This window comes from Achromobacter sp. 1014246743 (assembly GCF_059760725.1).
The window spans coordinates 1-26,605 of record NZ_JCBANA010000063.1 but is presented as its reverse complement, the minus strand read 5'-3'; the positions used below and the strand labels follow the sequence as shown (position 1 = coordinate 26,605).

General features: G+C 67.8%; 26 protein-coding genes. 8 read left to right on the top strand and 18 right to left on the bottom strand.

Annotation, left to right across the window (positions count from 1 at the left end; translation table 11 throughout):
• Positions 1 to 198 precede the first annotated feature (198 nt).
• Entirely contained in the window at positions 199 to 1,275 is a 1,077-nt protein-coding gene (locus AC6LJ2_RS23075) for an NAD(P)H-dependent flavin oxidoreductase (RefSeq protein ID WP_498152259.1), read from the top strand.
• Positions 1,276 to 1,282: 7 nt separating this feature from the next.
• On the opposite strand, the gene AC6LJ2_RS23070 is transcribed toward AC6LJ2_RS23075, so the two are convergent.
• From AC6LJ2_RS23070 to AC6LJ2_RS23045, 6 genes are read right to left on the bottom strand one after another with little or no spacing between them, the layout of a single operon-like run.
• On the bottom strand, positions 1,283 to 1,705 hold the full coding sequence (locus tag AC6LJ2_RS23070) for a RidA family protein (protein WP_175193705.1): 423 nt from the start codon (positions 1,703 to 1,705) through the stop codon (positions 1,283 to 1,285).
• A gap of 40 nt (positions 1,706 to 1,745) precedes the next feature.
• Entirely contained in the window at positions 1,746 to 2,471 is a 726-nt protein-coding gene (locus AC6LJ2_RS23065) for an amino acid ABC transporter ATP-binding protein (protein ID WP_175193799.1), read from the bottom strand.
• A gap of 14 nt (positions 2,472 to 2,485) precedes the next feature.
• Entirely contained in the window at positions 2,486 to 3,445 is a 960-nt protein-coding gene (locus AC6LJ2_RS23060; RefSeq protein WP_263915098.1) for an agmatinase, read from the bottom strand.
• A 26-nt stretch (positions 3,446 to 3,471) separates the two neighbouring features.
• A complete protein-coding gene (locus AC6LJ2_RS23055) occupies positions 3,472 to 4,134 on the bottom strand; it encodes an amino acid ABC transporter permease (protein WP_263915097.1) in 663 nt (220 codons plus the stop codon).
• Entirely contained in the window at positions 4,124 to 4,804 is a 681-nt protein-coding gene (locus AC6LJ2_RS23050) for an ABC transporter permease subunit (protein ID WP_263915096.1), read from the bottom strand. Before AC6LJ2_RS23050 ends, AC6LJ2_RS23055 begins: the two co-directional genes overlap by 11 nt.
• A gap of 13 nt (positions 4,805 to 4,817) precedes the next feature.
• Positions 4,818 to 5,669 (bottom strand): transporter substrate-binding domain-containing protein, encoded by an 852-nt coding sequence (locus tag AC6LJ2_RS23045; protein ID WP_263915095.1) that lies wholly within the window; start codon positions 5,667 to 5,669, stop codon positions 4,818 to 4,820.
• Between the two features lie 147 nt (positions 5,670 to 5,816).
• Here AC6LJ2_RS23045 and AC6LJ2_RS23040 point away from each other — a divergent pair, with 147 nt between their 5' ends.
• The 4 genes from AC6LJ2_RS23040 (at position 5,817) to AC6LJ2_RS23025 (ending at position 9,152) form a co-directional block, all read left to right on the top strand.
• Complete coding sequence (locus tag AC6LJ2_RS23040; RefSeq protein WP_498152258.1) at positions 5,817 to 6,728, top strand: LysR family transcriptional regulator; 912 nt, start codon at positions 5,817 to 5,819, stop codon at positions 6,726 to 6,728.
• Between the two features lie 127 nt (positions 6,729 to 6,855).
• Entirely contained in the window at positions 6,856 to 7,650 is a 795-nt protein-coding gene (locus AC6LJ2_RS23035; RefSeq protein WP_263915093.1) for an amino acid ABC transporter substrate-binding protein, read from the top strand.
• A gap of 70 nt (positions 7,651 to 7,720) precedes the next feature.
• A complete protein-coding gene (locus AC6LJ2_RS23030; RefSeq protein ID WP_183005576.1) occupies positions 7,721 to 8,374 on the top strand; it encodes an amino acid ABC transporter permease in 654 nt (217 codons plus the stop codon).
• A gap of 25 nt (positions 8,375 to 8,399) precedes the next feature.
• Entirely contained in the window at positions 8,400 to 9,152 is a 753-nt protein-coding gene (locus AC6LJ2_RS23025; protein WP_263915130.1) for an amino acid ABC transporter ATP-binding protein, read from the top strand.
• A 54-nt stretch (positions 9,153 to 9,206) separates the two neighbouring features.
• On the opposite strand, the gene AC6LJ2_RS23020 is transcribed toward AC6LJ2_RS23025, so the two are convergent.
• The 12 genes from AC6LJ2_RS23020 to AC6LJ2_RS22965 form a co-directional block, all read right to left on the bottom strand.
• Positions 9,207 to 10,013, bottom strand: a complete 807-nt coding sequence (locus tag AC6LJ2_RS23020; RefSeq protein ID WP_498152257.1) for an ABC transporter ATP-binding protein — start codon at positions 10,011 to 10,013, stop codon at positions 9,207 to 9,209.
• On the bottom strand, positions 10,010 to 11,068 hold the full coding sequence (locus AC6LJ2_RS23015; RefSeq protein ID WP_263915091.1) for an iron chelate uptake ABC transporter family permease subunit: 1,059 nt from the start codon (positions 11,066 to 11,068) through the stop codon (positions 10,010 to 10,012). The genes AC6LJ2_RS23020 and AC6LJ2_RS23015 overlap by 4 nt, the downstream gene beginning before the upstream one ends.
• Positions 11,065 to 12,069, bottom strand: a complete 1,005-nt coding sequence (locus AC6LJ2_RS23010) for a FecCD family ABC transporter permease (protein WP_498152256.1) — start codon at positions 12,067 to 12,069, stop codon at positions 11,065 to 11,067. The genes AC6LJ2_RS23015 and AC6LJ2_RS23010 overlap by 4 nt, the downstream gene beginning before the upstream one ends.
• Positions 12,066 to 13,136 carry an ABC transporter substrate-binding protein gene (locus AC6LJ2_RS23005; protein ID WP_445656417.1) on the bottom strand — a complete coding sequence of 357 codons (1,071 nt, stop codon included), beginning with the start codon at positions 13,134 to 13,136 and terminating at the stop codon, positions 12,066 to 12,068. Before AC6LJ2_RS23005 ends, AC6LJ2_RS23010 begins: the two co-directional genes overlap by 4 nt.
• Positions 13,137 to 13,173: 37 nt before the next feature.
• Positions 13,174 to 15,396 (bottom strand): TonB-dependent alcaligin siderophore receptor FauA, encoded by a 2,223-nt coding sequence (fauA, locus tag AC6LJ2_RS23000; RefSeq protein ID WP_498152270.1) that lies wholly within the window; start codon positions 15,394 to 15,396, stop codon positions 13,174 to 13,176.
• 116 nt (positions 15,397 to 15,512) lie between these two features.
• A complete protein-coding gene (locus AC6LJ2_RS22995; RefSeq protein ID WP_498152255.1) occupies positions 15,513 to 16,748 on the bottom strand; it encodes a multidrug effflux MFS transporter in 1,236 nt (411 codons plus the stop codon).
• A gap of 102 nt (positions 16,749 to 16,850) precedes the next feature.
• Positions 16,851 to 17,765, bottom strand: a complete 915-nt coding sequence (locus tag AC6LJ2_RS22990; RefSeq protein ID WP_445659168.1) for a helix-turn-helix transcriptional regulator — start codon at positions 17,763 to 17,765, stop codon at positions 16,851 to 16,853.
• Between the two features lie 205 nt (positions 17,766 to 17,970).
• Positions 17,971 to 19,137, bottom strand: a complete 1,167-nt coding sequence (locus AC6LJ2_RS22985) for an aromatic ring-hydroxylating oxygenase subunit alpha (protein ID WP_263915086.1) — start codon at positions 19,135 to 19,137, stop codon at positions 17,971 to 17,973.
• 41 nt (positions 19,138 to 19,178) lie between these two features.
• A complete protein-coding gene (locus AC6LJ2_RS22980) occupies positions 19,179 to 19,928 on the bottom strand; it encodes a siderophore ferric iron reductase (protein ID WP_445656416.1) in 750 nt (249 codons plus the stop codon).
• Positions 19,925 to 21,778 (bottom strand): IucA/IucC family protein, encoded by a 1,854-nt coding sequence (locus AC6LJ2_RS22975; RefSeq protein WP_263915084.1) that lies wholly within the window; start codon positions 21,776 to 21,778, stop codon positions 19,925 to 19,927. Before AC6LJ2_RS22975 ends, AC6LJ2_RS22980 begins: the two co-directional genes overlap by 4 nt.
• Entirely contained in the window at positions 21,775 to 22,380 is a 606-nt protein-coding gene (locus tag AC6LJ2_RS22970) for a GNAT family N-acetyltransferase (protein WP_498152254.1), read from the bottom strand. Before AC6LJ2_RS22970 ends, AC6LJ2_RS22975 begins: the two co-directional genes overlap by 4 nt.
• A gap of 13 nt (positions 22,381 to 22,393) precedes the next feature.
• Positions 22,394 to 23,791 (bottom strand): lysine N(6)-hydroxylase/L-ornithine N(5)-oxygenase family protein, encoded by a 1,398-nt coding sequence (locus AC6LJ2_RS22965; RefSeq protein ID WP_445656413.1) that lies wholly within the window; start codon positions 23,789 to 23,791, stop codon positions 22,394 to 22,396.
• A 394-nt stretch (positions 23,792 to 24,185) separates the two neighbouring features.
• Between AC6LJ2_RS22965 and AC6LJ2_RS22960 the strand changes: the two genes are divergently transcribed.
• From AC6LJ2_RS22960 to AC6LJ2_RS22950, 3 genes are all read left to right on the top strand, one after another.
• Positions 24,186 to 24,800, top strand: coding sequence for an ABC transporter ATP-binding protein (locus tag AC6LJ2_RS22960; RefSeq protein WP_498152253.1), 615 nt, complete (start codon positions 24,186 to 24,188; stop codon positions 24,798 to 24,800).
• Positions 24,791 to 25,591 (top strand): ABC transporter permease, encoded by an 801-nt coding sequence (locus tag AC6LJ2_RS22955; protein ID WP_263915080.1) that lies wholly within the window; start codon positions 24,791 to 24,793, stop codon positions 25,589 to 25,591. The genes AC6LJ2_RS22960 and AC6LJ2_RS22955 overlap by 10 nt, the downstream gene beginning before the upstream one ends.
• 162 nt (positions 25,592 to 25,753) lie before the next feature.
• The gene (locus AC6LJ2_RS22950; RefSeq protein WP_498152252.1) at positions 25,754 to 26,398 is read left to right on the top strand and encodes a VTT domain-containing protein; all 645 of its coding nucleotides are present in this window, start codon (positions 25,754 to 25,756) and stop codon (positions 26,396 to 26,398) included.
• The last annotated feature ends 207 nt before the right edge of the window (positions 26,399 to 26,605 follow it).

The following is a 26,605-nucleotide window of genomic DNA, read 5'->3' as shown; positions in this document are numbered from 1 at the left end:
CCGGGCGCGTGGCCGGGAGGCTGGCAAGCGGAGGGGGGCTGCGTCGTGTCATGCGCCCAAGCCTAGCATGACCGGCCGGGGCGAGCCGTCACGTCCGGCGGCGGCCGCAAAGCCCTTGCGCGCAAGCGGGTCGCAGCGGCTTGGCCGGCAGGCCTTGGGATATGCTTGAACGCCTTCGGTCATCCGCTGTCCACGCCTATGAAATCACTGCCCTCGTTGTTGCCCCTGATTCAAGCCCCGATGGTCGGTTCGTTCAGCCCCTTGACCACCGCGGCCTGCCGCGCGGGCGCGCTGGGGTCGTTGGCTTGCGCCGCGCTCAGTGCGGATGCGCTGCGCGAGCAGATCGCCGCCATTCGCGCCGAGACCGACGCGCCGTTCAACCTGAATTTCTTCAGCCACACGCCGCCCCAGCCGGACGAGGCCGCCCAGGCGCGCTGGCGCGACACGCTGGCGCCGTACTACCGCGAAGCCGGGCTGGACCTGTCCGCCGCGGGCAGCGGCCCGGGCCGCGCGCCATTTGACGACGCCATGTGCCAGGTCGTCGAAGACCTGCGCCCCGCAGTGGTCAGCTTCCATTTCGGGCTGCCGGATGAGGCGCTGCTGGAACGTGTGCGCCGCACTGGCGCCCTGGTGCTGTCGTCCGCCACCACGGTCGAAGAGGCGCGCTGGCTGGACGCCCGCGGGGTGGACGCCATCATCGCCCAAGGGGTCGAGGCCGGCGGCCATCGCGGCATGTTCCTGACCGACGACATCGGCGCGCAGCCTGGCCTGTATGCCTTGCTGCCGCAGGTGGTGGACGCGGTGGGCGTACCCGTGATTGCCGCCGGTGGTATCGCCGACGGACGCGGCATTGCTGCGGCCTTCGCGTTGGGCGCCGCCGCCGCGCAACTGGGCACGGCCTATCTGCTGACGCCGCAGGCAGGGCGCTCGGCCATTCATCGCCAGGCGGTGCGCCAGGCGCGTGACGATACGACGCGCTTGACCAATCTGTATACCGGTCGCCCGGCGCGCGGCCTGCTGACCCGTTTCATGCGCGAACAGGGGCCGATGAGCGCCGTAGCGCCGGCTTTTCCGCTGGCCACCGGCGCGGTCGACCCGCTGCGCGCGGCCGTCGAGAAGACCGGCAGCGGCGACTTTTCGCTGCTGTGGTCGGGCGAAGCTGCTGCGCTGGCACGGGAAACCGACGCCGAAGCGTTGACTCGCCAATTGTGGGACGACGCATTGGATTGCGCGGCGGGCCTGCGCGCGGGCATGGCGGCCCGGGCGCAGCGCTAGCGGCCAGTCAGTCGGGAATGACCGCGATCACGTCGATCTCGACCAGCCATTCCGGCCGCGCCAGCGCAGATACCACCAGGCCGGTGGACACGGGAAACACGCCCTTGAGCCACCGGCCCATCACGTTGTAGACCGCCTCGCGGTAGCGCACGTCCACCAGGTACACGGTGACCTTGCAGATGTGCGACAGGTCGCTGCCGCATTCGCGCAGCAGCATCGCCACGTTGGCCATGGCTTTTTCCGCCTGGGCGGCGGCATCGCCCACGCCGACGGAGGCCCGGGTGTCCAGGTCCTGTCCGATTTGGCCGCGCAGGTAGACCGTCTTGCCGGCCACCACGGCCTGGCAAAGGTCATTGTCCAGCTGCTGTTCGGGATAGGTCTGGCGGGTATTGAACTTGCGGATGCGGGTATGGGCGTGAGGTTGCGTCATGGCAGCGTGGTGGAATGCGCCCGGCAGGCCGGGCGGCGGGTCAATGGGGCAGGATCTTGGACAGGAAGCGGCGCGCCTGCGGGCTGGCTGCGTCGCGAAAGAACTGGTCGGTGGCGCAGTCTTCGACAATCGCGCCGTCTTCCATGAAGACCACGCGATTGGCCACCCGGCGGGCAAAGCCCATCTCGTGGGTCACGACCATCATGGTCATGCCTTCCTCGGCCAGTTCCACCATCACGTCCAGCACTTCATTGACCATTTCGGGGTCCAGTGCGGACGTGGGTTCGTCGAACAGCATCGCCATCGGGTCCATCGACAGTGCGCGGGCGATCGCCACGCGCTGCTGCTGGCCGCCGGACAACTGGCCCGGATGCTTGCCCGCGTGCGCCGACAGGCCCACGCGTTCGAGCAGCGCGCCGGCCTTGGCGCGGGCCGTGTCGATGCCGCGCCCCAGCACGATCTGCTGCGCCAGGGTCAGGTTGCGCAGGATGTCCAGGTGCGGGAACAGCTCGAAATGCTGGAACACCATCCCGACCTTGGTGCGCAGCTTGGGCAGGTCGGTGGCGGCGGTGACCGAGGCGCCGTCGATCAGGATGTCGCCGCCCTGGATCGGTTCCAGTGCGTTGACCGTCTTGATCAGCGTGGACTTGCCAGAGCCGGACGGCCCGCAGACCACCACGATCTCGCCCTTGTCCACGCGGGTCGAGCATTGCTTGAGCACGTGGTGGCTGCCGTAGTATTTGTCCACCCCGCGGATCTCGATGATGGGTGCGGTAGCGTTCATTTGTCGTAGTGCCCCGCACGGATCGACGCGCCGATCAGGTTCAGGATCAGGCGGCCGGCAGTGATGCACGAGATCTGGTTCAGGTCTTTTTCGGGCTGGATCTCGACGATGTCCATGCCCACCACGCGGCCCTTGGCCACCAGGCCGTGGATCAGCTTGCGCGCCTGCACGAAGGTGACGCCGCCCGGCGCCGGCCCGGCCACCGCGGGCATCGTGGCCGGGTCCATGCCGTCGGCGTCGATGGTCAGGTAATAGTTGCCGCCGTCCGGAATGCGCGCCAGCACCGCATCCATGCCGATGTCGTGCAGCTCGTAGGCCGTGACCAGCTCGGCGCCGTAGGCGCGCGCGGCTACCAGTTCTTCGGGGCGGCCGCTGCCCTGGGCGCGCAGGCCGATCTGGATGATGCGGTCCACGTGCGCCATTTCCGAGGCCCGGCGGATTGGACTGGACAGGCCATCGCGCACGCCGTTGACGTCGTCGCGCCAATCCAGGTGGGCGTCGATGTGCACCAGCGTGATCGGGCCTTTCTGGTCCAGGCCGCGCAGGATGGGCGTGGTGATGCCGTGGTCGCCGCCCAGCACGATGGGCACGGCGCCGGCCGCGGCGATGCACCGCACGGCGGCTTCGGCCCGCGCGTAATGTTCTCCGCGCGGCTGGGACAGGTCGGGAATGATGTCGCCGCAGTCCACGAAGCGGATGTCGTCGCGGCCTTGCAGCAAGGGGCCGTCGATGTCGAAGTCGTAATGGCCCGGGCGGCGCACCACGCGGTCGGTGGCCTGGCGGATCGCGGTGGGGGCATTGGTCTGGTCATTGCTGAAATCCGCCGCGGAATAGGGCGAGCCGTAGGGCATGCCCAGCACGGCGATATCGGCCTGCAGGTTGTCCAGGTCCAGCGCCAGGGTCGAATAGAGCAGGGTGGGGTGGCCGGTTTTGGGCGCAACGGTGTACGAGGTCATGAGGGTTTCCTTGTGGAATGAGAGGGTCAGGCCTGGCCCGCGCGGCGGCGCGCCAGGGTCTCCAGGCGGCGGCCCGCGCCGGCCATCGCCACGCTGCACAGCCAATAAATCAGGGCGGTGGTGCCCAGGACTTCCAGGTAGGCAAAGGTGTTGGCGGTGAGCAGGTTGCTCTGGTAGGTCATTTCCGGCAGGCTCATCACCGAGAAAATCGCCGAGTCCTTGAACATCATGATGACCAGGCTGGTGGTGGGCGGGATGAGATAGCCGAACAACTGCGGCACGACGATGTGGCGCTGCGTCTGCCAATAGGTCATGCCCAGCGACAGGGCGGCGCCGGTCTGCCCGCGCGGCACGCTTTGCAGTGCGGCGCGCAGCACTTCGCAGAAGTAGCCGCCCGTATAGAAGGCGGTGCAGCCGATGGCCACCGACATCGCCGAGGCCGGCACGCCCAGCTTGGGCAGGCCGAAAAACGCCAGATACACGAGGATCAGATACGGAATGTTGCGCACCAGTTCCACGTAGGCCAGCGCCAGTGGCCGCAGCGGCGTGCGCGACTGCGCGGCATAGGCGGCGGCCGTGCCGATCAGCATGCCCAGCGGAATGCCGATCAGGCTGACCAGGGCCGTGATCCGCAGGCCCTTGAGCAGCACGGGAATGGCCTGCCCGACAAGAGAAAAATCAATGGGCATGGGGCAGCATCCTCGAGACGCGCCGCTCGCACAGGCGCGAGGCGGCCGACAGGCAGAAAAGAATGATGAAGTACACGCAGGCCGTCACCGTGAAAACCTGCAGCGGCAGGTCGCTTTGCAGGGTGGCGTTGCGCGCCACGGTGGCCAGCTCCGGCACGGCAATGATGGACATCAGCGACGAGGCCTTGAGCAGGATGGTGAGTTCGCTGGTCAGGGGTGGAATCGCGCGGTAGAACACCTGCGGCAGCAGCACGTAGCGCCAGATCTGCCGGTGGCGCATGCCCAGCGCCCGCGCCGCGGTCACCTGGCCGGCCGACAGCGTGCCCAGCGCCCCGCGCAGGATCTCCACGATGTAGGCGCTGGTATTACAGGCCAGCGCGCCGATGCCGGCTGCCAGGGGCGACACCGAGATGTCCAGCAGCGGTGGCACCACGTAGTAGGCCAGCAGCAGGTGGATCAGCGCGGGCGTGCCGCGGATGGCGCTGACCCACAGCATGACCAGGCCGCGCACCGGGGCGTAGGGCGACAGGCGCGCCAGCAGCAGCGCCACCCCCAGCCCGATGCCGATCGCGAACGCCGCCACCGAGGCGGCCAGCGTGATCGCCGTGCCCGAGACGACACCGTGCAGGAACGGCGCCAGCGCGCCGTTCTGGTTCAACCAATCCAGCATGGGAGTCCCTCGCTCAGACTGCGCCGTCAGGCAGGTAGCCCGCGCGCGGGGTCTCCATCGGGCCGCCGAACCACTTTTGCTGCAAGGTCAGCAACTGGCCATTGGCGCGCAGTTCGTCCAGCGTGTCGTTGACGAACTGGCGGATTTCCAGGTCTTTCGGGTTGGCCACCCAGGCCAGCAGCTTGGCGTCGCCGATTTCGCCGGCAATACGGAAGGCGTTCGGCTGCTTGCGCATCTGCACCGCGGCGATGTTGGACGGCATCAGCGCCACGTCCACCGTCTTGTTGGCCAGGGCGTTGGACACATCCGGGTAGGCCTGGAACAGCTTGGTGTCGGCATAGCCCTTGCCGGCCTGGGCCTTCAGGCGTTTCTCGAATTCCTCGGCCACCGGCTGCGACGACGACCCCATCTGGGTGCCGATGATCTTGCCGGCCAGGTCCATGCTCTGCTTGATGGTCGCGTCGTCCAGCCGCACCATCAGCACCGACTTGACCACGCCCACGGGCTGGGTGAAGGCAAAGCGCCGGGCGCGCTCGGGCGTGATGCCGACGCTGGTGGCCACCAGGTCGAATTTGCGCGACATCAGCCCCGGCAGCAGGCCCTGGAATGGCAGGTTCATCTGTTCCAGCTGCACGCCCAGCTTGGCTGCCATCAATTGCAGCAGGTCATGGCCGTAGCCGACCACCTGGCCGTTCTCGACGAATTCAAACGGTTCGTAGGCGGCTTCCGTGCCCACCGTAAGCTTGCCGCGTTTCTTGATGTCGGCCAGCGAGCCGCCTTCGGCGAAGGCCAGGCCCGGCAGCGCCAGCGCCGCCCCGGCGGCGAGCGTAGTGGCGACAAAGCGCCTTCTGGACAGGTTGCGCATGATTTTTCCCTTGTATGTCGTGATCGTTGGCCGCGCGGGGCCGGTAGCCGTCGCGGGAGCGGGCGCCGGGGTCTGTGCCCCGTGCTGCCACTGCTGGAACCACTGTATTGCGCCGGCACGGTCATGAAAAATGATTTTTTTAGTGGTATGGTTTCAAAAATTGATACCTTTCAAAAAGAAACGACTTTGTCCCGTCCCGAGTTCACCGAGCGCGACCTGCGTTCCTTGCGGGTGTTCTGCGCCGTGGCGCAGGCCAACGGCTTTGCGGCGGCGGAAAAGCAGTTGCACATGTCCAAGGCGTCCATCAGCCGGCACGTGCGCGAGGTCGAGGAAACCCTGGGCGTGCGGCTGTGCGACCGCGGGCCGTCCGGCTTTGAACTGACCCAGGCCGGCAAGGTGGCGCTGGACCTGGCGCGCGAGGCGCTCAAGGCGCTGGAACGCATCCGTCCCGAAATCGACGCAGTGCGCGGGGTGCTGTCCGGCACCTTGTCCATCGGCATGGTCGAGCACGTCATCACCGACGCCGATTGCCATATCCCGACCGCGCTGGCGGCCATGCTGGAAGAGGCGCCCGACGTCAAGGTCGAGATCACCGTGATGACCTTCAACGATCTGGACCAGGCGCTGCGTGAACGCCGGGTGCAGATCGCCATTCGCGGCATGTACCGGCGCGAGAACGCCTTCAATTACCAACGCCTGTATGTCGAGCGGCACCGCATGTTCGTCGCGCGACGCAGCGCCCGCCAGGCCCGCGCGCTGCCGCTGGTGTATCGCTCGCACCCGTTCGTGCACGATGCACTGGGCGAATATGGGTTTACCCGCGGGCCAGAGGCCTCGGGCCTGGAAGCCATTGCCATGCTGGTGTCCTCGGGCCACTACGTGGGCCTCTTGCCGCAGCACTACGCGGATTCGATATCGCGCCGCTTTGCCCTGACGCGCGTGCCAGGCGGGCCGGTATACGAAAACACCATCAGCGCCATCACCGAAGCATCGCGGCCGGCCTCGCGGGCCGTAGAACTGTTTCTGCGCCTGCTCGAGCGCTTTCATCCCGCGCCGTAGCGGGGCGCGTGGCCCCCTGGCTGGCGTCGTTCGCCGGGAAGGCTAAAATACCGGCTCGCGGCTTCTGTCGATCCGGACGGCGAGCCTCCCGGCATTCTTCATCCCTGCGCCTCGCGCGCCCATAAATATGAAAAAACTGACTGCTGTTCTTCTCGTGTCCGCAACCACGATGCTGACCGCCTGCGGCCCGTCCGACAACGCGCCCGCCGCCGCCGGCGCGCAGGCCCCGGCCGCCGCCCGCAAGGTCGTGGTCGGCCTGGACGACAACTTCCCGCCCATGGGTTTCCGCGACGCCAGCAACCAGATCGTCGGCTTTGACATCGACATGGCCAAGGAAGCCAGCAAGCGCCTGGGCATGGAAGTCGAATTCAAGCCCATCGACTGGAGCGCCAAGGAAGCCGAACTGAACGGCAAGCGCGTCGACGTGCTCTGGAACGGCCTGACCATCACCGAAGAGCGCAAGAAGAACATCAGCTTCACCGCGCCGTACATGGCCAACCACCAGATCATCATCGTGGGCAACGCCTCGCCCGTGAAGGTCAAGGCCGACCTGGCCGGCAAGGTGGTCGGCGCACAGGATGGCAGCAGCGCCACCGACGCCATCGCCAAGGACCCGGTTGCCGGCAGCATCAAGGAAGTCAAGAAGTTCGGCGACAACGTCACGGCCCTGATGGACCTGGCCGCCGGTCGCCTGGACGCCATCGTGGTCGACGAAGTGGTGGGCCGCTACCTGATCAGCAAGCGCGCTAATGAATACCGCGTGCTGGACGAGAACTTCGGCACCGAAGACTACGGCGTCGGCGTGCGCAAGGACGACACCGACCTGCTGGCCAAGCTGGACAAGACCCTGGATTCGATGAAGCAGGACGGCACCGCCGGCCGCATCGCCACCCAGTGGTTCGGCGCCAACATCATCAAGTAATTCCCCTTGAAACGCCCGGGCCGCATGGCGGTCCGGGCGTTTTGCAGTTCTACGGCGCGAACCTTCCCGCATGGACTATGTAATTTCCCTTCTGGGTCCCCTGGCGCAAGGCGCCAAGGTGACCTTGACGCTGTTCTTCATCACCCTGGCGCTGGCGGTTCCGCTGGGCCTGGTGCTGGCGCTGCTGCGCATTTCGAAATGGACGCTGGTCAGCCGGCTGGTCAATGGCTACATCTGGCTCATGCGCGGCACGCCGCTGATGCTGCAGATGCTGTTCATCTATTTCGCCTTGCCGTTCGTGCCGGTGGTGGGCGTGCGCCTGCCCGACTTTCCGGCGGCGGTGGTGGCGTTTGCGCTGAACTACGCCGCGTATTTCGCCGAGATCTTCCGCGCCGGCATCCAGTCGGTGGACCGGGGCCAGTACGAAGGCAGCAAGGTGCTGGGCATGACCTACCTGCAGACGCTGCGCCGCATCGTGCTGCCGCAGATGGTGCAGCGGGTGCTGCCGCCCATGAGCAACGAAACCATCACCCTGGTCAAGGACACGTCCCTGATCTACGTGCTGGCGCTCAACGACATCCTGCGCACCGCGCGCGGCATCGTGCAGCGCGACTTCACGACCACGCCGTTCCTGGTGGCGGCCGCCTTCTATCTTCTGATGACGCTGGTGTTGACGTGGTTCTTCCAGCATATGGAAAAGCGCTATGCCAAATACGACCAGTAATCCGTCCGCCGGCGCGCGCCACGCCATGATCTCGGCCCGCGGCATCGTCAAGTCGTTCGGCGCCAACCGGGTGCTGGACCAGGTGTCGCTCGAACTCGGCAAGGGCGAAGTGGTGGCTGTGATCGGGCCGTCCGGTTCGGGCAAGAGCACCTTCCTGCGCTGCCTGAACCACCTGGAAACCATCGACGAAGGCGCCATCGACGTCGAAGGCGAGGCCCTGGTCAGCGCCGTCCCGGGCGGACGCAGCCAGTACGCCAGCGACGCCGACGTGCGCCGCATCTGCCGCAAGATGGGCATGGTGTTCCAGTCGTTCAACCTGTTCCCGCACATGACCGTGCTGCAGAACATCATCGAAGCGCCCATGATCGTCAAGGGCATGGCGCGCGCGGCCATCGTGCCCAAGGCCGAGGAACTGCTGCGCAAGGTCGGCCTCTTGAACAAGCGCGACAACTATCCCACGCGCCTGTCCGGCGGCCAGAAGCAGCGCGTGGCGATCGCCCGCGCGCTGGCGATGGAACCGGACATCATGCTGTTCGACGAGCCCACGTCGGCGCTGGACCCCGAACTGACGGGCGAAGTGCTGCGCACCATGCGCCAGCTGGCCGACGAGCACATGACCATGCTGGTCGTGACCCACGAAATGGGTTTTGCCCGCGAAGTCGCGCACCGCGTGATCTTCATGGACGAAGGCCGCATCGTCGAAGAGGCGCCGTCGGCGGAATTCTTCCGCGCGCCGCAGCATCCGCGCAGCCGGGAATTCCTGGCGCATATGCTGTAGGGCGACAGGGCGGGGCTGCGGCCCCGTCGTCGCCGTCGTCGTCTTACGGCGCGTTCAAGCCCGGCCGCCGCGCCGGGGCACGATCATCGGGCTGCCGGTCTCCGGATCGGGCAGCACCCGGCAATCCAGATCAAACACCTGTTGCATCGCGGCTTCGGTCACCACCTGCCGCACCTCGCCCTGCGCGGCGATGCGGCCGGACCGCATCATCACCACCCGATCGGCATAGCGAAAGGCCAGGTTCAGGTCATGCAGCACCACCACCAGCGTGCGGCCGGCCTGGTGCAGGCGCGCACACAATTCCAGCAGGTCGATCTGGTGGCGGATATCCAGGAAGGTCGTGGGTTCGTCCAGCAGCATGATGCCGGCATCCTGCGCCAGCACCAGCGCCAGCCAGGCCCGTTGGCGCTGGCCGCCCGACAGCGTGTGCACGGGATTGTCGGCCAGGTCTGCCAGGTCGGTGTCGGCCAGCGCCGCGTCGACCGCCGCGGCATCGGCCGCCGACCACTGGCGCAGCAGCGTCTGGTGCGGGTAGCGGCCGCGCGCCACCAGGTCGCGCACGCTGATCATTTCGGGGGCAACCGGGTTTTGCGGCAGGTAGGCCAGGCGCCGGGCCACCGCCTTGCGGCGCAGCGTGGCGAGGTTGGCGCCGTCCAGCCAGGCCTGGCCCCGGGTGGGCGCCAGCGCGCCGCCCAGCACCCGCAGCAAGGTCGATTTGCCGCAGCCGTTGGGGCCCACCACGGCCGTGAAGGCGCCGGGTTCGATGGCCAGCGACAGCCCTTGCAGCACGGCGGTATCGCCGTACGACAGGTCCACCTCTTGCAGCTGCAGCGCAGAGGCGCCGGGAAAAGCATCGTTCACGTTGTCGCCTTGCGCCATTCGAGCACCAGCAGGAAAGCCAGATAAACACCGCCGATGCCGGCGGTCAGAACGCCTACCGGCAGGCCGTTGGGGCCGGCGGCGCGGGTCAGAAGATCGGCGGCGGCCAGCAGCACCGCGCCGGTCAGGGCGGCCAGCAGCGGCTGCGGGCCGCTGGCGCGTACCCCACGGCGCGCGATCTGCGGCGCGGCCAGGGCGATGAACGCGATGGGGCCGGCCACCGCCACGGCGGCCGCCGCCGCCAGCACGGCCACCAGCGTCGCGGCCAGGCGGCTGCGCGCCGGCGATGCGCCCAGCGCCTGCGCCAGGTCGTCGCCCATTTCCAGCAGGCGCAGCCGGGCGCACAAGGCCAGGCCCAGCGGCAGCAGCACCGCGCAAGCCACGCTGATCAGCGCCACGTCGTGCCAGGTCTTGCCGGCCAGGTTGCCGTTCAGCCACGTGGCCGCCAGGTAGGCTTGCTCGCGCCGCAGGTTGGACAGCCCGAATTGCACGAACGCGAAGGCGATGGCGCCCACCGCGATGCCGGCAATCACCATGCGCTGCGGCGCGGCAAAGCCTGCCCCGGACCCGAACCAGACCCCGGCGGTCGCCAGCAGGGCGCCGGTGGCGGCGCCCCAGGCCACCGGCATCAGGCCGGGCCAGACCATGGCGACGGCCACCGCGCCCGCGGATGCGCCGGCGGTCAAACCGATGACGTCGGGGCTGCCCAGCGGATTGCGGGTGAGGCTTTGGAACAGCGCGCCCGACAGGCCCAGTGCGGCCCCGGCGCCCAATGCCGACAGGGCGCGCGGCAGGCGCACGGTGTGTACCAGCCATTGCTCCACGGCGCTGCCGCCGCCCCACAGGGTCTGCCACAGCGTGTGCCAGGACAGGGTCGGGTCGCCCGTGCGCAGCGTGGCGGCCAGCAGGGCGGCCGCCATCACGAACAGGATGGCGCCATAGGCCAGTGCGCGCGGCGCCAGCGGCCACGCCAGCCAGCGGCCCGCGCGCAGCATCGGCGGGGGGGCAGGCACGGACGCATGAGTGGGCGGCGTCATGCCAGACTCCGGCCACGGCTGCGTAGCGCCGCCAGCAGGAACGGTGCACCGATGAAGGCCACCACCACGCCCGTCAACAGCTCGGCCGGGGCCCGCAGCACCCTGGCCAGAATGTCCGCCACCAGCATCAGCAGCGGGCCCAGCACCACGCAATAGGCCAGCAGCCAGCGCAGGTCCGGCCCGGCGTAGCGGCGCGCGATGTGCGGCACGGCCAGGCCGACAAACGCAATCGGGCCGGCCGCGGCGGTCGCGGCCGCGGCCAGGATGGCCACGCACAGCAGTCCCAGCAGGCGGTACAGGCCGGCGCGCAGCCCCAGTGCCTGGGCCAGCGCCTGGCCCAGGGCCAGCAGGTTGAGTGGCCGTGCCAGCGCCGCTGCCAGCAGCAGGCCCGCGCCGATATAGGGCGCGGCGCGCTGCGCGGCGTCCAGGCTTTGCCCAGCCAGGGACCCGACGGCCCAGAAGCGGTAGGCATCGAAGATATCGCTGCGCAGCAGCGCCACGGCCTGCACATAGGCGAACAGCACGGCGTTGACCGCCGCCCCGGCCAGGATCAGCCGTACCGGCTGCAGGCCGCGGCCGCCGGCGCCGATCAGGTAGACCGCCGCGGCGGCAGCCAGCGCGCCGGGCAGGGCGGCCCAGAAGGGGTGGGCGGGCAGGCCGCCGGCCATCAGCGCCACCGTCACGATCGAGGCCGCCGCGCCCGCGTTCACCCCCAGCAGGCCGGGCTCGGCCAGCGGGTTGCGGGTCAGCGCCTGGATCAGCGCGCCGGCCACGGCCAGCGCCGCGCCGGTCAGCAGGGCCAGCAAGGTGCGAGGAATGCGCGAGGCCACCACGAACGCGGCATAGCTGTCGTCGGGCCGCAGCAGGGCCTGCCATACCGCGCCGGCCGACAGCCCGCGTGAGCCGATCCACAGGCTGGCCAGCGCGGCGGTGGCCAGCCCCATACAGGCGGCGAGCCACACCAGCGCGCGCAGGCGCGTGGGCCGTGGCGCCTGCGTCATCGGCCGGCCCCGCCGCTCTGCGCCCGCTGCGCCGCCTGCGCCAACTGCGGCGCCAGCCGGTCCAGCATCCAGGCCACCGCCAGCGGCGTGCCCGACGACGACGCCATGACCAGCGCCGGATCGCTCAGCGCCACATAGGCGCCGCGCCGCACCGCGGGAATCGACGCGTAGAGCGGCAGGGCGCCGGTGCGGTCGCGCTCTTCGGGGGTGTAGAACCACGACACCAGGATATCGGCGTCGCCCAGCGCGTCGGCATGTTCGAAGCCCAGGTAGTGCGCAAAGTGGCCCGCGCTGGCCCGCAGGCCGCGCACGGACGGGGCCAGCGTCAGCCCCATCGCGCTCAACGTGTCCACGCGCGGGTCGCCGGCCACATAGGCGGCGAAATTGCCCGAGCCCAGATCGGCTCGCACGTAGGCAAAGGTCTTGCCGGCCAGCTCGGGATACTGGCGGGCCGCCTGTGCCAGGGCGTCGTGAATGCGGGCCTTGAGCGCATCGGCCTCGGCGCGCTTGCCCAGCGCGGCGGCGATCAGGTCGATCTGCGTGTCCACCGGCGTCAGGAAGGGCTGGTCGGGGTAGGCCACCACCGGCACCAGCCGGGACAACTGCGCGTAGGCCTCGCGGCTGACGCCCGAAAAGGGCGCCAGCACCACGTCGGGCCGCAGCGCGATGATCTTTTCGATATCCAGTTCGGGATAGACCGTGATGCGTTCGGGCAGCGGCTGCCCCTGGGCCTGGATGGCTGCGCGCACCCAGGGCCAATAGTGGTCGGCATCGCCGCCCCAGTCGGCCCGGCTGGTGCCCACCGGCACCACGCCCAGCGCCAGCGCCAGGTCGTCGGCCCCCAGGCCCAGCGTGACCACGCGGCGAGGCGGCGCGGCAATGACGGCCTGGCCCAGGGCGCTGTCGATCGTGACGGGAAAGCCGGCAGGTGAGGCGGTAGGCGGCACCGATCCTGCGCCCGGCGCAGGCGGCGCCCGATCGCACCCCGCCAACCCCAGCACCCACGCCGCGGCAAGCGCCGCGGCGACCCGGCGCCACGGCGCCGTATTCCCCAGATTCAAACGCATCGCGGCGCTGTGCTCCTTGGCGTGTCGGTGGCTTGCATCAGTACTGCGCGCGCACCGTCAGCATGACGTTGCGTGGCGCCCCGTACCAGCCCTGGCTATAGAAGCCGATCTGGTCGTAGTACTTCTTGTCCAGGACGTTGTTCAGGTTCAGCGTGGCCGAGACCTGCTTGGAAACATCGAAGCGCGCCATCAGGTTGAGCAGCGCGTAGCTGCCTTGCTCCACGTCGACGTTGCCACGCGGGCTGGCCGCGGACTGGAACATGCGGCTTTGCCAATCGACCCCGCCGCCCACCGTCAGGCGATGCAGGTCGCCGGGCAGCCGATAGGTGGTGTACAGCTTGAACAGGCTGCGCGGGTGGCTGGTGTTGATCGGTTTGCCGTCGGCGTCCTTGGCCGTGAAATGCGTATAGCTGGCGCCAATGTTCCAGCCGGGCGCGAGCTGGCCGTTGGTTTCCAGCTCAAAGCCTTCGACCTTGGCGCCCGAGACCGCGCGGTACGCCTGCGTGCCGGGCATGCCGCTCACCGATTCGCCCGGGATGGCCTGCGCCAGGTTGTTCTGGCGGGTCTGGTAGAGCGACACCGAGGCGTTCAGCAGGCCGTCCAGGTAGGCGGCCTTCAACCCGACTTCGTAGCTCTTGCCATCGATGGGCGGCAGGATCGAACCGCTGGGCGTGCGTGCATTCTGCGGCTGGAAGATCTCGGTATAGCTGGCGTAGGCCGTGTAGGTGCTGTTGATGTCGTAGATCAGGCCGGCATAGGGCGTGAACTGGTCGTCGATCTTGTATTCACGCTTGCTGCCGAAGTAGGTCTGCCTGGTTTCCCAGTTGCTCCAGCGACCGCCCACGATCAGGTGCAGCGGGTCGGCCAGCGAGAACCGGCCCACCGCGTAGGCGCCGGTCTGCTTGACCCGCATGTCGTCCGCTGGCGTCTTGGTGCCGGACCAGGTCGGTTCGGCGATGTGATCCTGGCGCCAGTCCATGAAGCTGCCGATGGCCGGCTTGGCCCCCGTCTGCAGATACTGGCCGATATTGCTGTGGTCGTTCACGCTCATCCAGCCCAGCGCCAGTTCGTGCTTGCGCCCCAGCAGCTGGAACGGACCCGACAGGGTCAGGTGGATGTCGTCGCGGGAGCGGTCGCCGTCGTAGTTGTTGAATGCGCTGGTCATGCCCGCGCCGGTGGTCCGGTTGGGATAGCCGCCGCGGAACAGCTGCTTCATCAGGTAATTGCCGTCATTGTGGCTATAGGCGGCGCGGGCTTTCCAGTCGTTGGCAAAGCGGTGGGTCAGGTCCACGAAGGTGGTGGTCGACTCCGTATCCATGCGAGCCCAGCGCGTATTGTTGGCCACCGATCGATTGAAGTCGGTGCGCGAACCGTCGCTGTAGAACAGCGGGAAGCCGCTGCCAAAACCATTGCTCTGGCTGCGCTGGTATTCCAGGCCCGCCGTCAGCACCGTGTCCGGCGTCAGGTCGGCGCTGATCACGCCGTAGAAGGTGCGCTTGCGCGAATCCAGGAAGGTCACGTAGCTGTCGCCCTGGCTGTAGGCGGCTACGAAGCGCGAGCGGATGCGGCCGTTCTCGGTCACCGGCACCGACAGGTCCAGGTCGCCACGCAGATGGTCCCAGCTGCCTGCGCTGGCGCTGCCCGACAGCGCGAATTCGCGCAGCGGCTTCTTGCGGATGAAGTTCACTGCCGCCGACGGGTTGCCCGATCCGGTCATCAGGCCGGTGGCGCCGCGCACGATCTCGACCCGGTCGTAGATGGCGGAATCCAGGTCCGTGGCGCCGTAGTTCCACAGGCTCAGGATCGGCGAGTTCAGCCCGTCGAACTGGAAATTGTCGATCGAAAAGCCGCGCGACGAGAACGACAGCCGGTTGCTGTCGCTGCGCGTGACCGAGATGCCGGGCGCACTGGCCAGGATCGCGCCGGTGTCCTGCAAGCCCTGGTCTTCGATCTGCTGGCGCGTCACCACGCTGACCGACTGCGGCGTCTCGCGCGGTGACAGCGTCAGGCCGGTGGCCGTGTTCATCGCGTCGGTGGTGTAGGCATGGGTGCCTTCCGTGGTGCCGGGGATGCCGGCGCCGCTGACGGTCACGGCGGGCAGCTGGGGCACTCCGGACGTGCTTTCGGATGAAGACGCTGCCGGCGTCGCCGCCCGTTGGGCGGCGGCGCTTTGGTGGGTCAGGGCGGAGCAGAACAAGGCCGTCTGGATCGCATAGACAAGAGGACGCACCCGGCGCAAACGGGCGGCGGGCGAGGGCAGAACGGACGGCATGAGGGCGAGCTCCAGCGGAAATGTTTGGTGATGAGAATTATTGATTTTTACCGCTGCCCTTTTGTATGCCGAACGATGCGATGCATATGGCAAACGCCGCCGGCCTATCCCGCCTGCGCTTTGGTCAGCGCCGGGTCGCCACGGTGCAGCCAGGCCCAGCCCGCCGCGCTGGCGGCCACGCAGGCCAGCATCGCCACCGCCAGCCGCAACGGCTGGCCATAGACCAGCGGCACGCACCAGCCGCTGACCACCGAGAAGGTCAGCATCTGCAAAAAGCCCAGCACCGACGCCGCCGTGCCCGACAGATCGGGCACCCGCGCCAAGATGCGCAGGGTCATCGCCGGCACCGACATCGCCAGCCCGCAGGTGAATACGCCCGGCAGCAGCACCGCCCAGGGCAGGCGCGGTGTTTCCGCGGCGGCCACATACAGCACGTTGGCCAGGCAACTGCCGCCCATCAGCAGATAGGCCAGCAGCGTGATGCGCGAATCGGGCCACTTGCCGGCCTTGCGCGCGGCGAACAGCGCGCCGGCCATGGCGCCCGCCACCAGCGGCACGAACAGGTAGGCAAAATCCGTTTCCGGCAGCCCCAGCACGTTGGCGATGAAATCGGGCGCCGCGCCGATCAGAAAGCCCTGGGCCGCGAACAGCAGGCTGAAGGCCAGCCCCAGCGACATGTAGCGCCGCTCGCCCAGCACGCGGGCGTAGTTGGCGCCCAGCGTGCGCCAGGCCAGCGGCTGGCGCTGCGCGGGCGGCAGCGTTTCGGGCAGGCGCCGCGCGCACAGCAGCCAGGCCGCGCCCGCCAGCGCCGTCAGCAGCAGGAACACCGACCGCCAGCCCTGGTGCGCCGCCAGGTAGCCGCCGATGATGGGCGCCAGCGCGGGCGACAGGTTGAACACCAGGATCAGGTACGACATGGCCCGGCGCGCCGGCACCCCGTCGTAGCAGTCGCGGATGATGGCCTGGCCCACCACGATGCCTGCGCCGGCCGACAGGCCCTGCACGGCGCGCCCGGCCAGCAGCCAGCCGAAGCTGGGCGCCAGCGCGGCCATCAGCGCCCCGCAGATGTACACCCCCAGCGCCGTCAGCACGATGCGCCGCCGCCCCAGCGAATCCGACAGCGTGCCGTGCAGCAGCAGCATCGACGCATAGCAGGCCATGTAGACCCCCAGCGTCAGCTGCACGGTTTCCTGGGACACCGAAAATTCCCGCCCCAGCGCCCCGAAGGCGGGCAGGTAGGCGTCGATGGTGGCGGGCGCGACGCAGGCCAACAGGCCCAGCATCAGCACCATGACGGGAAAAGACGGCGGGGATTCGGGGTGCGGCACGACGGCATCCATGGCAGGCGCCTCCCGGGATGGGAGGCTCTGCCGCATGGTCGCCTGCCCGGCGCCCGGGCATGAATGGGGAACGCTGCAAGAGCAATGGGCAGCGCCGGACGTTCAGTTCAGCTCGCTGGGCGCGATGCCGTAGCGTTCGCGAAACGCCGTGGCGAAGTTGGTGGCGTGGCGGTAGCCCACGAAATGTGCCGCCTGCTGCACGCTGCAGCCCTGGGCCAATTGTTCGCGCGCCACCTCCAGCCGGCGTTCGCGCAGCCAGCTGAACACCGACCGCTGGTAGGTGGCCTGGAACTTGGCGCGCAGGGTGCTGGGGCTCATGCAGGCCAGCCGCGCCAGGTCGTCCAGCGTGTGTTCTTCGCCGGGCGCGTTGTGCAGGCGTTCGCGTACCCGTTCCAGCAGCAGTCGGTCGCGTTCGGACACCGCGCTTTCCGTGGGCGCGCCGGATTCCAGCGAGGCCAGGGCGTGGGCCAGCAGCTGCGTCGCCACGCCTTCGCGCAACATGTCCTGCAGCGGCCCGTCCCAGGCGCAGTCCAGCAGGTGCTCGATGGCCTGCAGCAGGTGGCCCGGCACCTGCCAGCGGCGCAGCCGCAGGGCAGGCGAGCGCAGCGCCTTCCAGATCATCTCGCTGGTGCGGTCGTCGCCCGCGCTGTCAGGGTCCGACAGCGACAGGTTGACGCTGCGCAGGCGCTGCCCGGGTTCATGGATGCCGGTCATGGCGACGGTATCGCCATACAGCGCGCTGACGCCGCTATGCGCGGCCAGGCGCACGTCGTCGTGGCGGTCGATGCGGGTGCGGGCATGGCCTTGCAGCATGACGATGGCCGAGAAGCGCGGCGACATCATCGATGTGGCCTCGTAGTGCTGGTGCACCCGCACGTCGGACAGCACCAGGGTCAGGCCGGGACGGATGGCGCATTTCTCGACGCGGCCCTCGGCGATGCAAAGATGGTCGGGGTCGCCGCGCACCGCGCGGTCCAGCTGCGGCAGCCGATAGCGGAAACCGCTCTGGTCGCCCATGCGGTTGAAGTCGGCGACGGTGAATTGGGCGGGGGAGGCAGATGGGTTCAAGATCGTCACTCGCGTTACGGGATGAGCCCTTGGCGGCGCGGAAAGCACCGCCAAATGTGCAAATGAGAATAACATATATTCGCATTGTTGCCGGCAAATTCGCCCCTCGTTCCGCCACCGATTTGCCGGCAGCGGCCTGCCTCCCGGCCCGGATTCAAGGCGCCGCGCAGTCGCCCAGCTGATCTCCCATGATGTCGCGGTACCACTCGTGAAAGTGCTGCATGCCGTCTTCCATGGGCGACTGGTACGGTCCGCTTTCCGATACGCCCCGACGCAGCAGCGCCAGCCGGCCGGCGTCCATGCGTTCGCCGATCTCGTCGTCTTCGATGGCGGTTTCCATGTAGGCCGCGCGCTGGGCCTCGACGAATTCGCGTTCGAACAGCGCGATCTCTTCCGGGTAGTAGAACTCGGCGATGTTGATGGTTTCCTGCGGGCTCTTGGGGTAGAGCGTCGACAGCACCAGCACGTGCGGGTACAGCTCGATCATGTGGGTGGGAAAGTACGTCACCCAGATCGCGCCAAAATCGGGCGCTGAGCCGCCGCGGTAGCGCATCAGCGTGTCGTGCCAGTCGGCATACACGTCAGACCCCGGCTTTTCCAGCGCGTCGTGCACGCCCACGCGTTGCAGGCTGTACTGCTGGCCGAATTCCCAACTGAGATCGTCGCAGGTGACGAAGCGCCCCAGGCCAGGGTGGAACGGGCCGACGTGGTAGTCCTCCAGGTACACCTCGATGAAGGTCTTCCAGTTGTAGTTGCACTGGTGCACCTCGACGTGGTCCAGCACGTAGTCCGAAAAATCGAACTCGGGCCGGGTGAACAGATTGCCCAGGTCGCGCTGCGGATCGCGCGGGCCCTCGAACAGCAGGCCGTGGCAGTGCTTCAGTGGAAAGCGCGGCAGGTTCAGGCACGGCGTGCTGGGAAACTGCGGCGCGCCCAGGATCTGCCCCTGGTTGTCGTAGGTCCAGCGGTGCAGCGGGCAGACGATGTTGCCGCCGGTGGCCGACAGATTGCCCGCCGGGTTGGCCGGTCCGGTCACCGCGCCCGTTTCGCCGCCCAGGATCAGCGCCTGGCGGTGGCGGCACACGTTGGACACCAGTTCCACGCCGTGCGCATTGCGCACCAGCACCCGGCCGCCTTCCTCGTGGGGCAGGCGGCGCCAGTCGCCCGGCTCGGGCACGCCTTTCTCGTGGCCCACGTACAGGGCCGATTGCTTGAATATCATTTCCTGTTCGCGGGCGAACAGGGCTTCGTCGAAATAGGCCCGAACGTGCAGCGGGCTCAACGCCTGTTGCACGTGCTCCAGGCGGCCAATGTCCGTCATATCCGACTCCTTGTGCCGTCGCGCAAGGCCCGGCCCGCCTCTCAGGCGGGCACGGCGCTCTCGGCGTCGATCCGGGCGATGCGTTCGGCAAGATCCAATTTGGGGCAGGTGCTGCAATAGTCGCCGTCGCGCCTGCGGAAATAGTGGCAGCAGACCTGCCGGTCGACAGCAATGACCGGCAGCGTTGCGCGCTCGTAGGTCAGGTAGCCGCTGCGTCCGTCGATGCCCAAGAGGCCCAGCCAATGGCCGGCCTGTTCCTGGGCCCAGGCATTGGCCGCGGCGCAGTCGCCCTGGCGCGCGGCCAGCAGGGCGTACAGCACACAATCGGCCTGCATGCTTTCGGCGGCGCGCGGACTGACCCGCAGCACCTGGGTCAGCTCGCGATAGAAGGTGGCGCAGATATTGCGCAACTGTGCGGCGGCGGCCTGCATGCGTTCGCGAAGGTTGCCGCGCAGGGGTTCATGGCGGTCCAGCGTGTAGCCGATGACGAAGCCGTCGGGCGGCACCGGCTGGCTCATGCGGGACAGGTCCGGCACGATCGGGCTGCGGTGCGCGGCGAACACGCTCAGGTACACCGGCTGCCAGATCAGCAGCCCCCAGCAGCGCAGCGCCAGGTAGTGCGGCCCGGCCTCGGGATAGCGGCGCTGCCAGCAGTCGCGCAGTTGCACGATCAGCGCGCCGTTGTCGGCGCCCGGGCGAATGCCCGGGGCCGCCGCCGGCGCGACCTGGCCCGACAGCCCGGGCACGAGGCGGTCGGTCAGGTCCAGCAGATCGTCCAGGTCGCGGTTCACGCAAGCGCCCGCGCGGTGTCGCCCACGCCCTGGCCCAGCCACTGGGGCCGATAGGGGGCAATGGGGTTGGCCAGGTTGGGCGCCATCTGGAAGCTGCCGATGGGGTCGGCCAGGTTGACCATCTGCAGGTTGTTGGCCAGCTGCAGGCGGTTCAGGCACGAATGGATCATCTCGGGCGCGAACAGATCGTACTGGCGGTATTTGTCCAGGCGCTCGGGGTGCGCCTCCTGGTAGGCGATCACGCGGCCGGCCACCAGCTTCCAGAACGCGTCTTCCTGCATCACGCCGCTGTCGGCCAGCACCTGCGACAGGTGACGGAAATAGCCTTCGAACACATCCACGAAGATGGTCAAGAGCTTGAATTCCTCGGGCACGTCGGCGGCCAGGCGGCGCGCGTTCTCGGGCAGCACGGCGTTCGGGTTCAGGATCGACGATTCCTCGGCAATGTCCTTCATGAAGGCGCGCACCGGCACGTGGTCTTCGATCACCAGGATCACGTTCTCGCCGTGCGGCATGAACACCAGGTCGTGCGCATAGAAGCAATGCACCAGCGGCGTCAGGTAGGCGTCCACATAGCGTTCCAGCCACGCGGCCGCGTCCAGGCCCGAGGCGCGTATCAGCGCCGGCAGCAGCGCGCGGCCGTCCGGGTCCACGTGCAGCAGCGCCGCCATGGTCATCAGGCGCTGCTGCGGCCCGATCAGTTCCGTGGGGTTCTCGCGCCACAGCGCCGAGAACATCTTCTTGTACGGCGTATCGACCGAAATGGCCGCTTCGTAGTAGTAGTTGCGGAACCCCAGCGACGCCGCTTCGCGCAGGATGGTGAAGCCGTTCTCGCGCAGCCACGGGTCGGACGCGATCAGCCCGTGCAGGTATTCGTTGATGGCCGGCGTGCCCGACATGTAATACGGCGACAGCCCGCGCATGAAGCCCATGTTCAGGATCGACAGCGACGTCTTCACATAGTGCTTGCCCGGCTGGCTGATGTTGAAGAAGGTGCGGATGGACTGCTGCGCCAGGTATTCGTCGTCGCCATAGCCCAGGCACACGATCTTGCGCGTGGCCACATAGGGCGCGAACGCCAGCGACAGCTTGTTGAACCACTGCCACGGGTGCGACGGCATGAAGAAGTAGTCGGCCGGGTCCAGCCCCTGGTCGCGCAGCGCCTGCGTGTAGCGGGCAACGGTGGCCGCGCCCAGTTCGTCCCGCAGCAGGCTGTCGTAGTCCATGGTCGACAGGCACGCGAAGTGCGCGTTGTCCTTGTGCACTGCCAGCCACATCACGCGGATCGGGCTGGCGCACTCGGGTGCATAGACGTGGTAGTCCTCGGCGTCAAAGCCCAGCCGGCCGTTGTTGGCCACGAAGCTGGGGTGGCCCTCGATCATCGACGTTTCGATGGTCTGGTAGTCGGCCAGCGCCAGCTCGGCCGCTGGCAGCGCGGCGCGGGTGTGCTTGTAGGCGCTGCCGTGCAGGGTGCTGGTGATTTCGTCCAGGTAGATCGGCAGCCGGTCTTCGGGCATGCCCAGCTTGTCGCGGATCTCGATCACGAACTGCAAGGCGTCCAGCGGCGCCGGCGTGCCGGCCATGGTCTTGCTGATCGACTCGGCCGGAATGCGCCAGTGGCGCATTGCCATCAATTGGGCATCGAACTGGTATTCGGCATGGCCGTCGGCCAGCACCAGGCGGTAGCGGTCAAAGCCGGGCGCCTCGGACGGGCCCAGGCGCTCGGGTTGCAGCAGCCATTCGTGGGCGTATTCCGAAATGGCCTTCTTCACCAGCAGGCGGTTCGCTTTTTCCCAGACCTCGGGGGCAAGGTGGCTGGCGATCTGGGCGGGGTGGGGTTGGGTGCTCATACGGTGGACTCCTGGAGTTGGGCCTGTTCAAACTGCTGCCGGGTGCAGAAGGCGATGCTGGCGGTCTTCTCGCGAAAACGCGCCTGGCCGGCGTAGACAAAACCCATGGCCAGGTTCAGCGCATGGATCTTGCTGTTGTTGCTGTCGGGTTCGACCACCACGCGGCGGGCTTGCAGGCGCTCGAACATGAAGCGCATCACAAAGGCCAGCACGTTGCGGCTGAAGTGGGGAATGCGGACTTGGGGCGGGCCGATGAAGATGTGCATGCCCAGGTCGCCGTCGCGTACCGGGTAATGCTCGCCGACCTGGTCGTGCGCCGGGTCGTAGCACTCCACCAGGAACGCCGGACGGCCGTCGTGGCTGCCCAGCCAGGCGCCGGCGTGGCCGCTGCCTTGCAGGGCTTCGTAGAATTCGCGCACCTGCGCTTCGGAGAATTCCTGCATCGACCAGAAGCGGGCGTAATCCATCGAGAACCACTGGCGCAGCAGGGCGGCGTCCTTGGCCGGGTCCAGCGGGCGCAGCGCCAGGCCCTGGCCTTCGTCGTAGTGGCTGCGCGCCTGGCGGTCGATTTCGCCCAGAAAGGCGGATGTCATGGTGATCATGGCGGCTCCGGGGTCAGACGGTGGCGGCGCGATGCCCGTCCAGCATGGGCATCAGTTCAGGGGCGATGCTGCCGCGGCAGGCGGGCGCGGCTTGCGGCGCGCGGTGGGCCAGCACGCCATTGGCCGGCGGCCGGAATTCCTGCAAGGCGGTGCGCGGTTCGATCGCGTAATGCTCGTGCCCCGTCAGGTCGCGCAGGATCTGCGAATTGCGGTAGCAGCAGAATCCCAGGTCGGGGTTGGTCACCCCATGGCTGAGCAGGCCGCTGTTCTGTACGAAGATCTCGTTGCCGCCGTGGTCGATCGTGTAGTTGCGCGCAATCTGGTAGCCGCCGTCCTCGGCCCAGGCAATGCGGTCGTGGATCGGGTTGACGCACGCGGGAATGCTGCGGGCATAGCCGGTGGCCAGCACCAGCCCGTCGGTCGCGTGCGAAAACGGCTGGCCGGTATCGACGTGGCGGAATTCCAGCTGGTAGCGGCCGCTGGCGCGATCGTGACGGCTGGCGCGCAGTTCGGCGTTGGTCAACAGCGTGTAGCGCTTGTCGCCGTTGTGGATCTTCTCGTCCAGCAGGTCGTAGATCTGGTTGATCAGCGACGCGTTGATGCCCTTGTAGAGGCTGCTCTGTTCGGCCAGGATCTCGCGGCGGCGCGTTTCCGGCAGGTCGTAGAAATAGTTGGTGTAGTCCGGCGAGATCAGTTCCAGCGTGAGCTTGGTGTTCTCCATCTGGAAGAACCGCGGCGACCGCGTGATCCACGCCAGGCTGTAGTCGTGCTCGTCGCTGTCGCGCAGCAGGTCGTGGAACACCTCGGCCGCGCTCTGGCCGCTGCCGATCACGGTGATCGACGCGCGCCGCTGCAACTCGGTCTTGTGGCGCAGGTAATCGGCGCTATGGATGTACGGCGCCTCGCGCCGGTCGCAGCAGGAGGGCAGCACGGGGTGCGAGCCCAGACCCAGCACCAGCTTGCGGCAGCGGACCATGAAGCGTTCGCCGTTGACCGTGTGCTGGCCGGTCACCAGGTAGGTGTCGGTTTCCGGGTCGTGCAGCACGCTTTGCACGTCGCTGTTGAAGCGCAGGTTCGGCAGGCGGGCCGCCACCCATTTGCAATAGCGGTTGTACTCGGCGCGGGTCAGGTAGTGGTTCTCGCGCATGTAGTACGAGTAGATGCGACCGGTCTGCTTGCAGTAGTTCAGGTAGCTGTATTCGCTGCGCGGATCGGCCAGGCTGACCAGGTCCGCCAGAAACGGGTTCTGCAAGGTGGACGCCTCGATCAGCATGCCCGGATGCCAATCGAAGCCCGGCTTCTTGTCCAGGAACAGGGCGCGCACGCCGGGCAGCGGCGCCGACAGGCACGCCAGGCTGAGATTGAAGGGGCCTAGGCCGATCGCGACAAAGTCATAGATTTCACGGTTCATGATGGTTACGCCTTTTTGCGGAGTCTCTCGTTGCACGGACGATGCCCGGGGCAGGGCATACTCGGAACAGGGCCGGCTAATCAGGCGGAACGGGACGCGACCGACTCGTTGGGCCGTCGGTCCACTGCAAGCACAAAACATGTCCATCGCCGGTATTGCATGAATTGAACATCTGTATAGGTATGATTTTCATTTGCAATATAGACACTCTAGCAAATGGTTTTTGGGTGCGACGCATCGGCCGCCCCATGCAGGCGGCGCCCATATGCAGGGTGGCAAAGCGCATAGGGACACGGCCGACGGGCATATCGTTATGGCGTGAAAGCGACCCCGCACCAGGACAGGGCGCCGCACGAGGGTGCCGCGTGAACCTGCGCGGGTTATGCTTGCCGCCATGTCAGATACACGTCCCGTGCTCAGGCTGCGCGGTGTCTATAGCGAGCGCTTGTCGCCCGTCAGCCTGGACCTCGCGGCGGGCGAATGCGCCGCCATCACCGGCCCCTCGGGGTCGGGCAAATCGCTGCTGTTGCGCCAGGTCGCCGACCTGGACCCCGGCCATGGCGAAATCGAACTCGACGGCGCGCCGCGTTCCGGCATGCGCGGTTATCAATGGCGCCGCCAGGTGATCTACTGCCAGGCCGAGGCCGGCTGGTGGGACGACCGCGTTGCCCCGCACTTCACCGACCGCGCGCGGGCTGCCGAGCTGTTGCAGCGCATGGGCCTGGCCGCCGAGAAAATGGATGCGCTGGTGCAGGAGCTATCCACCGGCGAACGCCAACGTGCTGCCCTGGTGCGTGCCCTGTCGCTGTCGCCGCGCGCGCTGCTGCTGGACGAACCCACCGCCGCGCTCGATCCCGCCGCCACCGAATTGGTGGAAACCGAATTGCGCCGCTATCTGGACGGCGGCGCGGCCATCCTGATGGTCACGCACAACCCCGACCAGGCCCGGCGCATGGCCCGCCGTGGCTGGCGCATGGAGCAGGGCAGGCTGGAGCCGCAATGGACGTAATCAAACTGCAGGCTACCGACCTGATCATTGCCTCGCTGCTGGTGGTGCTGTCGGCCGGCATTTCGTTTGCGCTGCGCCTGAACCTGCAAAAGCAGGTGCTGTGGGCGGCGCTGCGCACCGTGGTGCAGTTGCTGCTGGTGGGCCACATCCTGCGCATCGTGTTCGCGCACGCGGCGCCCTGGCTGACCGCGCTGGTGGTGGCCGTGATGATGGCGCTGGCCGCCCGCGAGGTCGCCGCCCGGCCCAAGGCGCGCCTGGCCGGCCACGGCAACGGCTATGTCGGCACGCTGGCCGTGGTCGCCACCACCGTCATCACCGCGCTGTTCATCCTGTCGACCGCGCTGCGGCCCGAGCCCTGGTACGACCCGCGCTACACCATCGCCCTGGTCGGCATCGTGCTGGGCAGCGTGCTCAACGCCGCCAGCCTGGCGCTGGACGGCGTGCTGTCCGGCGTGCGCCGCGAAAAGCTCGCCATCGAAGCGCGCCTGTCGCTGGGCGCCACCGCGCACCAGGCCTTCGCCTCGCTGCTGCGCGAATCCGTGCGCCGCGGCATCGTGCCCAGCATCAACCAGATGTCGGCAGCCGGCATCATCACGCTGCCCGGCATCATGACCGGCCAGATCATCGCCGGCATGGACCCCATCGATGCCGCCAAGTACCAGATCCTGCTCATGTTCCTGCTCTGCGGCGCCAGCGGCATGGCCGCCATGGGCGCCGCCTACGGCGCCATGCGACGCCTGACGGACGAGCGCGGCCGGCTGCGGCTGGACCGCCTGAACGCGGACCATTGAGCGCCTGGGCTGGTCGGATCGACCGCCGGGCGCAATCGCCTCGCGGCTCGGATGTTGGCGGGGCGGCATTGTTGGCCGATTTGATGAAATATCAACGGGGCATCCTGCATAATGCGCCCCTGACATCAACGCCGGCTCCGCCGGCCCCGCACAGGAATTCGAATGAGTATTACCGAGATGTTCGCGTGGTTGACCAGCGAACAGGGCCTGATGGCCCTCTTGGCGCAGAACTGGGTGCTGGGCACCTGCATCATCGCCGCCATCATCTTCATCGAGACCGGCCTCGTCGTCATGCCGTTCCTGCCCGGTGATTCCCTGCTGTTCGCTGCCGGCGCCTTCCTGGGCCTGGCCGGCATCGATCCCATCGTGTCCATCGCCGCCATCACCGCGGCCGCCATCGCCGGCGACGCGCTCAACTACGCCATCGCTTCATACAGGTGGGGCCAGAAGCTCGCGCACAGTCGATGGGTCAAGCCCGACCACCTGGAACGGGCGCGGTCCTACTTCGCCCGCTACGGCGCCATGACCATCACCGTGGCGCGTTTCGTGCCCATCGTGCGCACCGTGGCCCCGTTCGTCGCCGGCCTGTCGCAGATGCCGCGCCACACGTTCTTTGCCTACAACATCGTCGGCGGCATCGTCTGGGTCGGCTCGATGATCCTGGCCGGCTACTGGCTGGGCTCCATCGCCTGGGTCCGCACCAACCTGCACTGGGTATCCGTCATCATCATCGGGCTGTCGTTGATACCGGTCGTGTGGCAGTGGCTGCATCTGCGCCGGGCGCGCAAGCTGGCGCAGCAGTCGTAAGAGGCGGATGCCGCCAGGGGCTTGCGCAGAGCGGCTGGGGTTCGAGAATCGGCTCTCACGGGGTGCGCAGGCGGGGACGACCCGGAGGTTTGGGCATGGAAAAAACCGGCGGCCCCGCAAGGGACCGCCCGCGTCCCTTAAATCCATCTTACGCTGCCCACCAAACGGGCCTATGGTTGGATTCGGGGGTTGGCACTATAATCAATA

What these genes read in the sequence shown, in the direction of transcription:
- AC6LJ2_RS23075 (WP_498152259.1), top strand. Translation starts at nt 199, where the DNA reads ATGAAATCACTGCCCTCGTTGTTGCCCCTGATTCAAGCCCCGATGGTC.
- AC6LJ2_RS23070 (WP_175193705.1), bottom strand. Translation starts at nt 1,705, where the DNA reads ATGACGCAACCTCACGCCCATACCCGCATCCGCAAGTTCAATACCCGC.
- AC6LJ2_RS23060 (WP_263915098.1), bottom strand. Translation starts at nt 3,445, where the DNA reads ATGACCTCGTACACCGTTGCGCCCAAAACCGGCCACCCCACCCTGCTC.
- AC6LJ2_RS23055 (WP_263915097.1), bottom strand. Translation starts at nt 4,134, where the DNA reads ATGCCCATTGATTTTTCTCTTGTCGGGCAGGCCATTCCCGTGCTGCTC.
- AC6LJ2_RS23050 (WP_263915096.1), bottom strand. Translation starts at nt 4,804, where the DNA reads ATGCTGGATTGGTTGAACCAGAACGGCGCGCTGGCGCCGTTCCTGCAC.
- AC6LJ2_RS23045 (WP_263915095.1), bottom strand. Translation starts at nt 5,669, where the DNA reads ATGCGCAACCTGTCCAGAAGGCGCTTTGTCGCCACTACGCTCGCCGCC.
- AC6LJ2_RS23040 (WP_498152258.1), top strand. Translation starts at nt 5,817, where the DNA reads ATGGTTTCAAAAATTGATACCTTTCAAAAAGAAACGACTTTGTCCCGT.
- AC6LJ2_RS23035 (WP_263915093.1), top strand. Translation starts at nt 6,856, where the DNA reads ATGAAAAAACTGACTGCTGTTCTTCTCGTGTCCGCAACCACGATGCTG.
- AC6LJ2_RS23030 (WP_183005576.1), top strand. Translation starts at nt 7,721, where the DNA reads ATGGACTATGTAATTTCCCTTCTGGGTCCCCTGGCGCAAGGCGCCAAG.
- AC6LJ2_RS23025 (WP_263915130.1), top strand. Translation starts at nt 8,400, where the DNA reads ATGATCTCGGCCCGCGGCATCGTCAAGTCGTTCGGCGCCAACCGGGTG.
- AC6LJ2_RS23015 (WP_263915091.1), bottom strand. Translation starts at nt 11,068, where the DNA reads ATGACGCCGCCCACTCATGCGTCCGTGCCTGCCCCCCCGCCGATGCTG.
- AC6LJ2_RS23010 (WP_498152256.1), bottom strand. Translation starts at nt 12,069, where the DNA reads ATGACGCAGGCGCCACGGCCCACGCGCCTGCGCGCGCTGGTGTGGCTC.
- AC6LJ2_RS23005 (WP_445656417.1), bottom strand. Translation starts at nt 13,136, where the DNA reads ATGCGTTTGAATCTGGGGAATACGGCGCCGTGGCGCCGGGTCGCCGCG.
- AC6LJ2_RS22995 (WP_498152255.1), bottom strand. Translation starts at nt 16,748, where the DNA reads ATGGATGCCGTCGTGCCGCACCCCGAATCCCCGCCGTCTTTTCCCGTC.
- AC6LJ2_RS22990 (WP_445659168.1), bottom strand. Translation starts at nt 17,765, where the DNA reads ATGGGCGACCAGAGCGGTTTCCGCTATCGGCTGCCGCAGCTGGACCGC.
- AC6LJ2_RS22985 (WP_263915086.1), bottom strand. Translation starts at nt 19,137, where the DNA reads ATGACGGACATTGGCCGCCTGGAGCACGTGCAACAGGCGTTGAGCCCG.
- AC6LJ2_RS22975 (WP_263915084.1), bottom strand. Translation starts at nt 21,778, where the DNA reads ATGAGCACCCAACCCCACCCCGCCCAGATCGCCAGCCACCTTGCCCCC.
- AC6LJ2_RS22970 (WP_498152254.1), bottom strand. Translation starts at nt 22,380, where the DNA reads ATGATCACCATGACATCCGCCTTTCTGGGCGAAATCGACCGCCAGGCG.
- AC6LJ2_RS22965 (WP_445656413.1), bottom strand. Translation starts at nt 23,791, where the DNA reads ATGAACCGTGAAATCTATGACTTTGTCGCGATCGGCCTAGGCCCCTTC.
- AC6LJ2_RS22960 (WP_498152253.1), top strand. Translation starts at nt 24,186, where the DNA reads ATGTCAGATACACGTCCCGTGCTCAGGCTGCGCGGTGTCTATAGCGAG.
- AC6LJ2_RS22955 (WP_263915080.1), top strand. Translation starts at nt 24,791, where the DNA reads ATGGACGTAATCAAACTGCAGGCTACCGACCTGATCATTGCCTCGCTG.
- AC6LJ2_RS22950 (WP_498152252.1), top strand. Translation starts at nt 25,754, where the DNA reads ATGAGTATTACCGAGATGTTCGCGTGGTTGACCAGCGAACAGGGCCTG.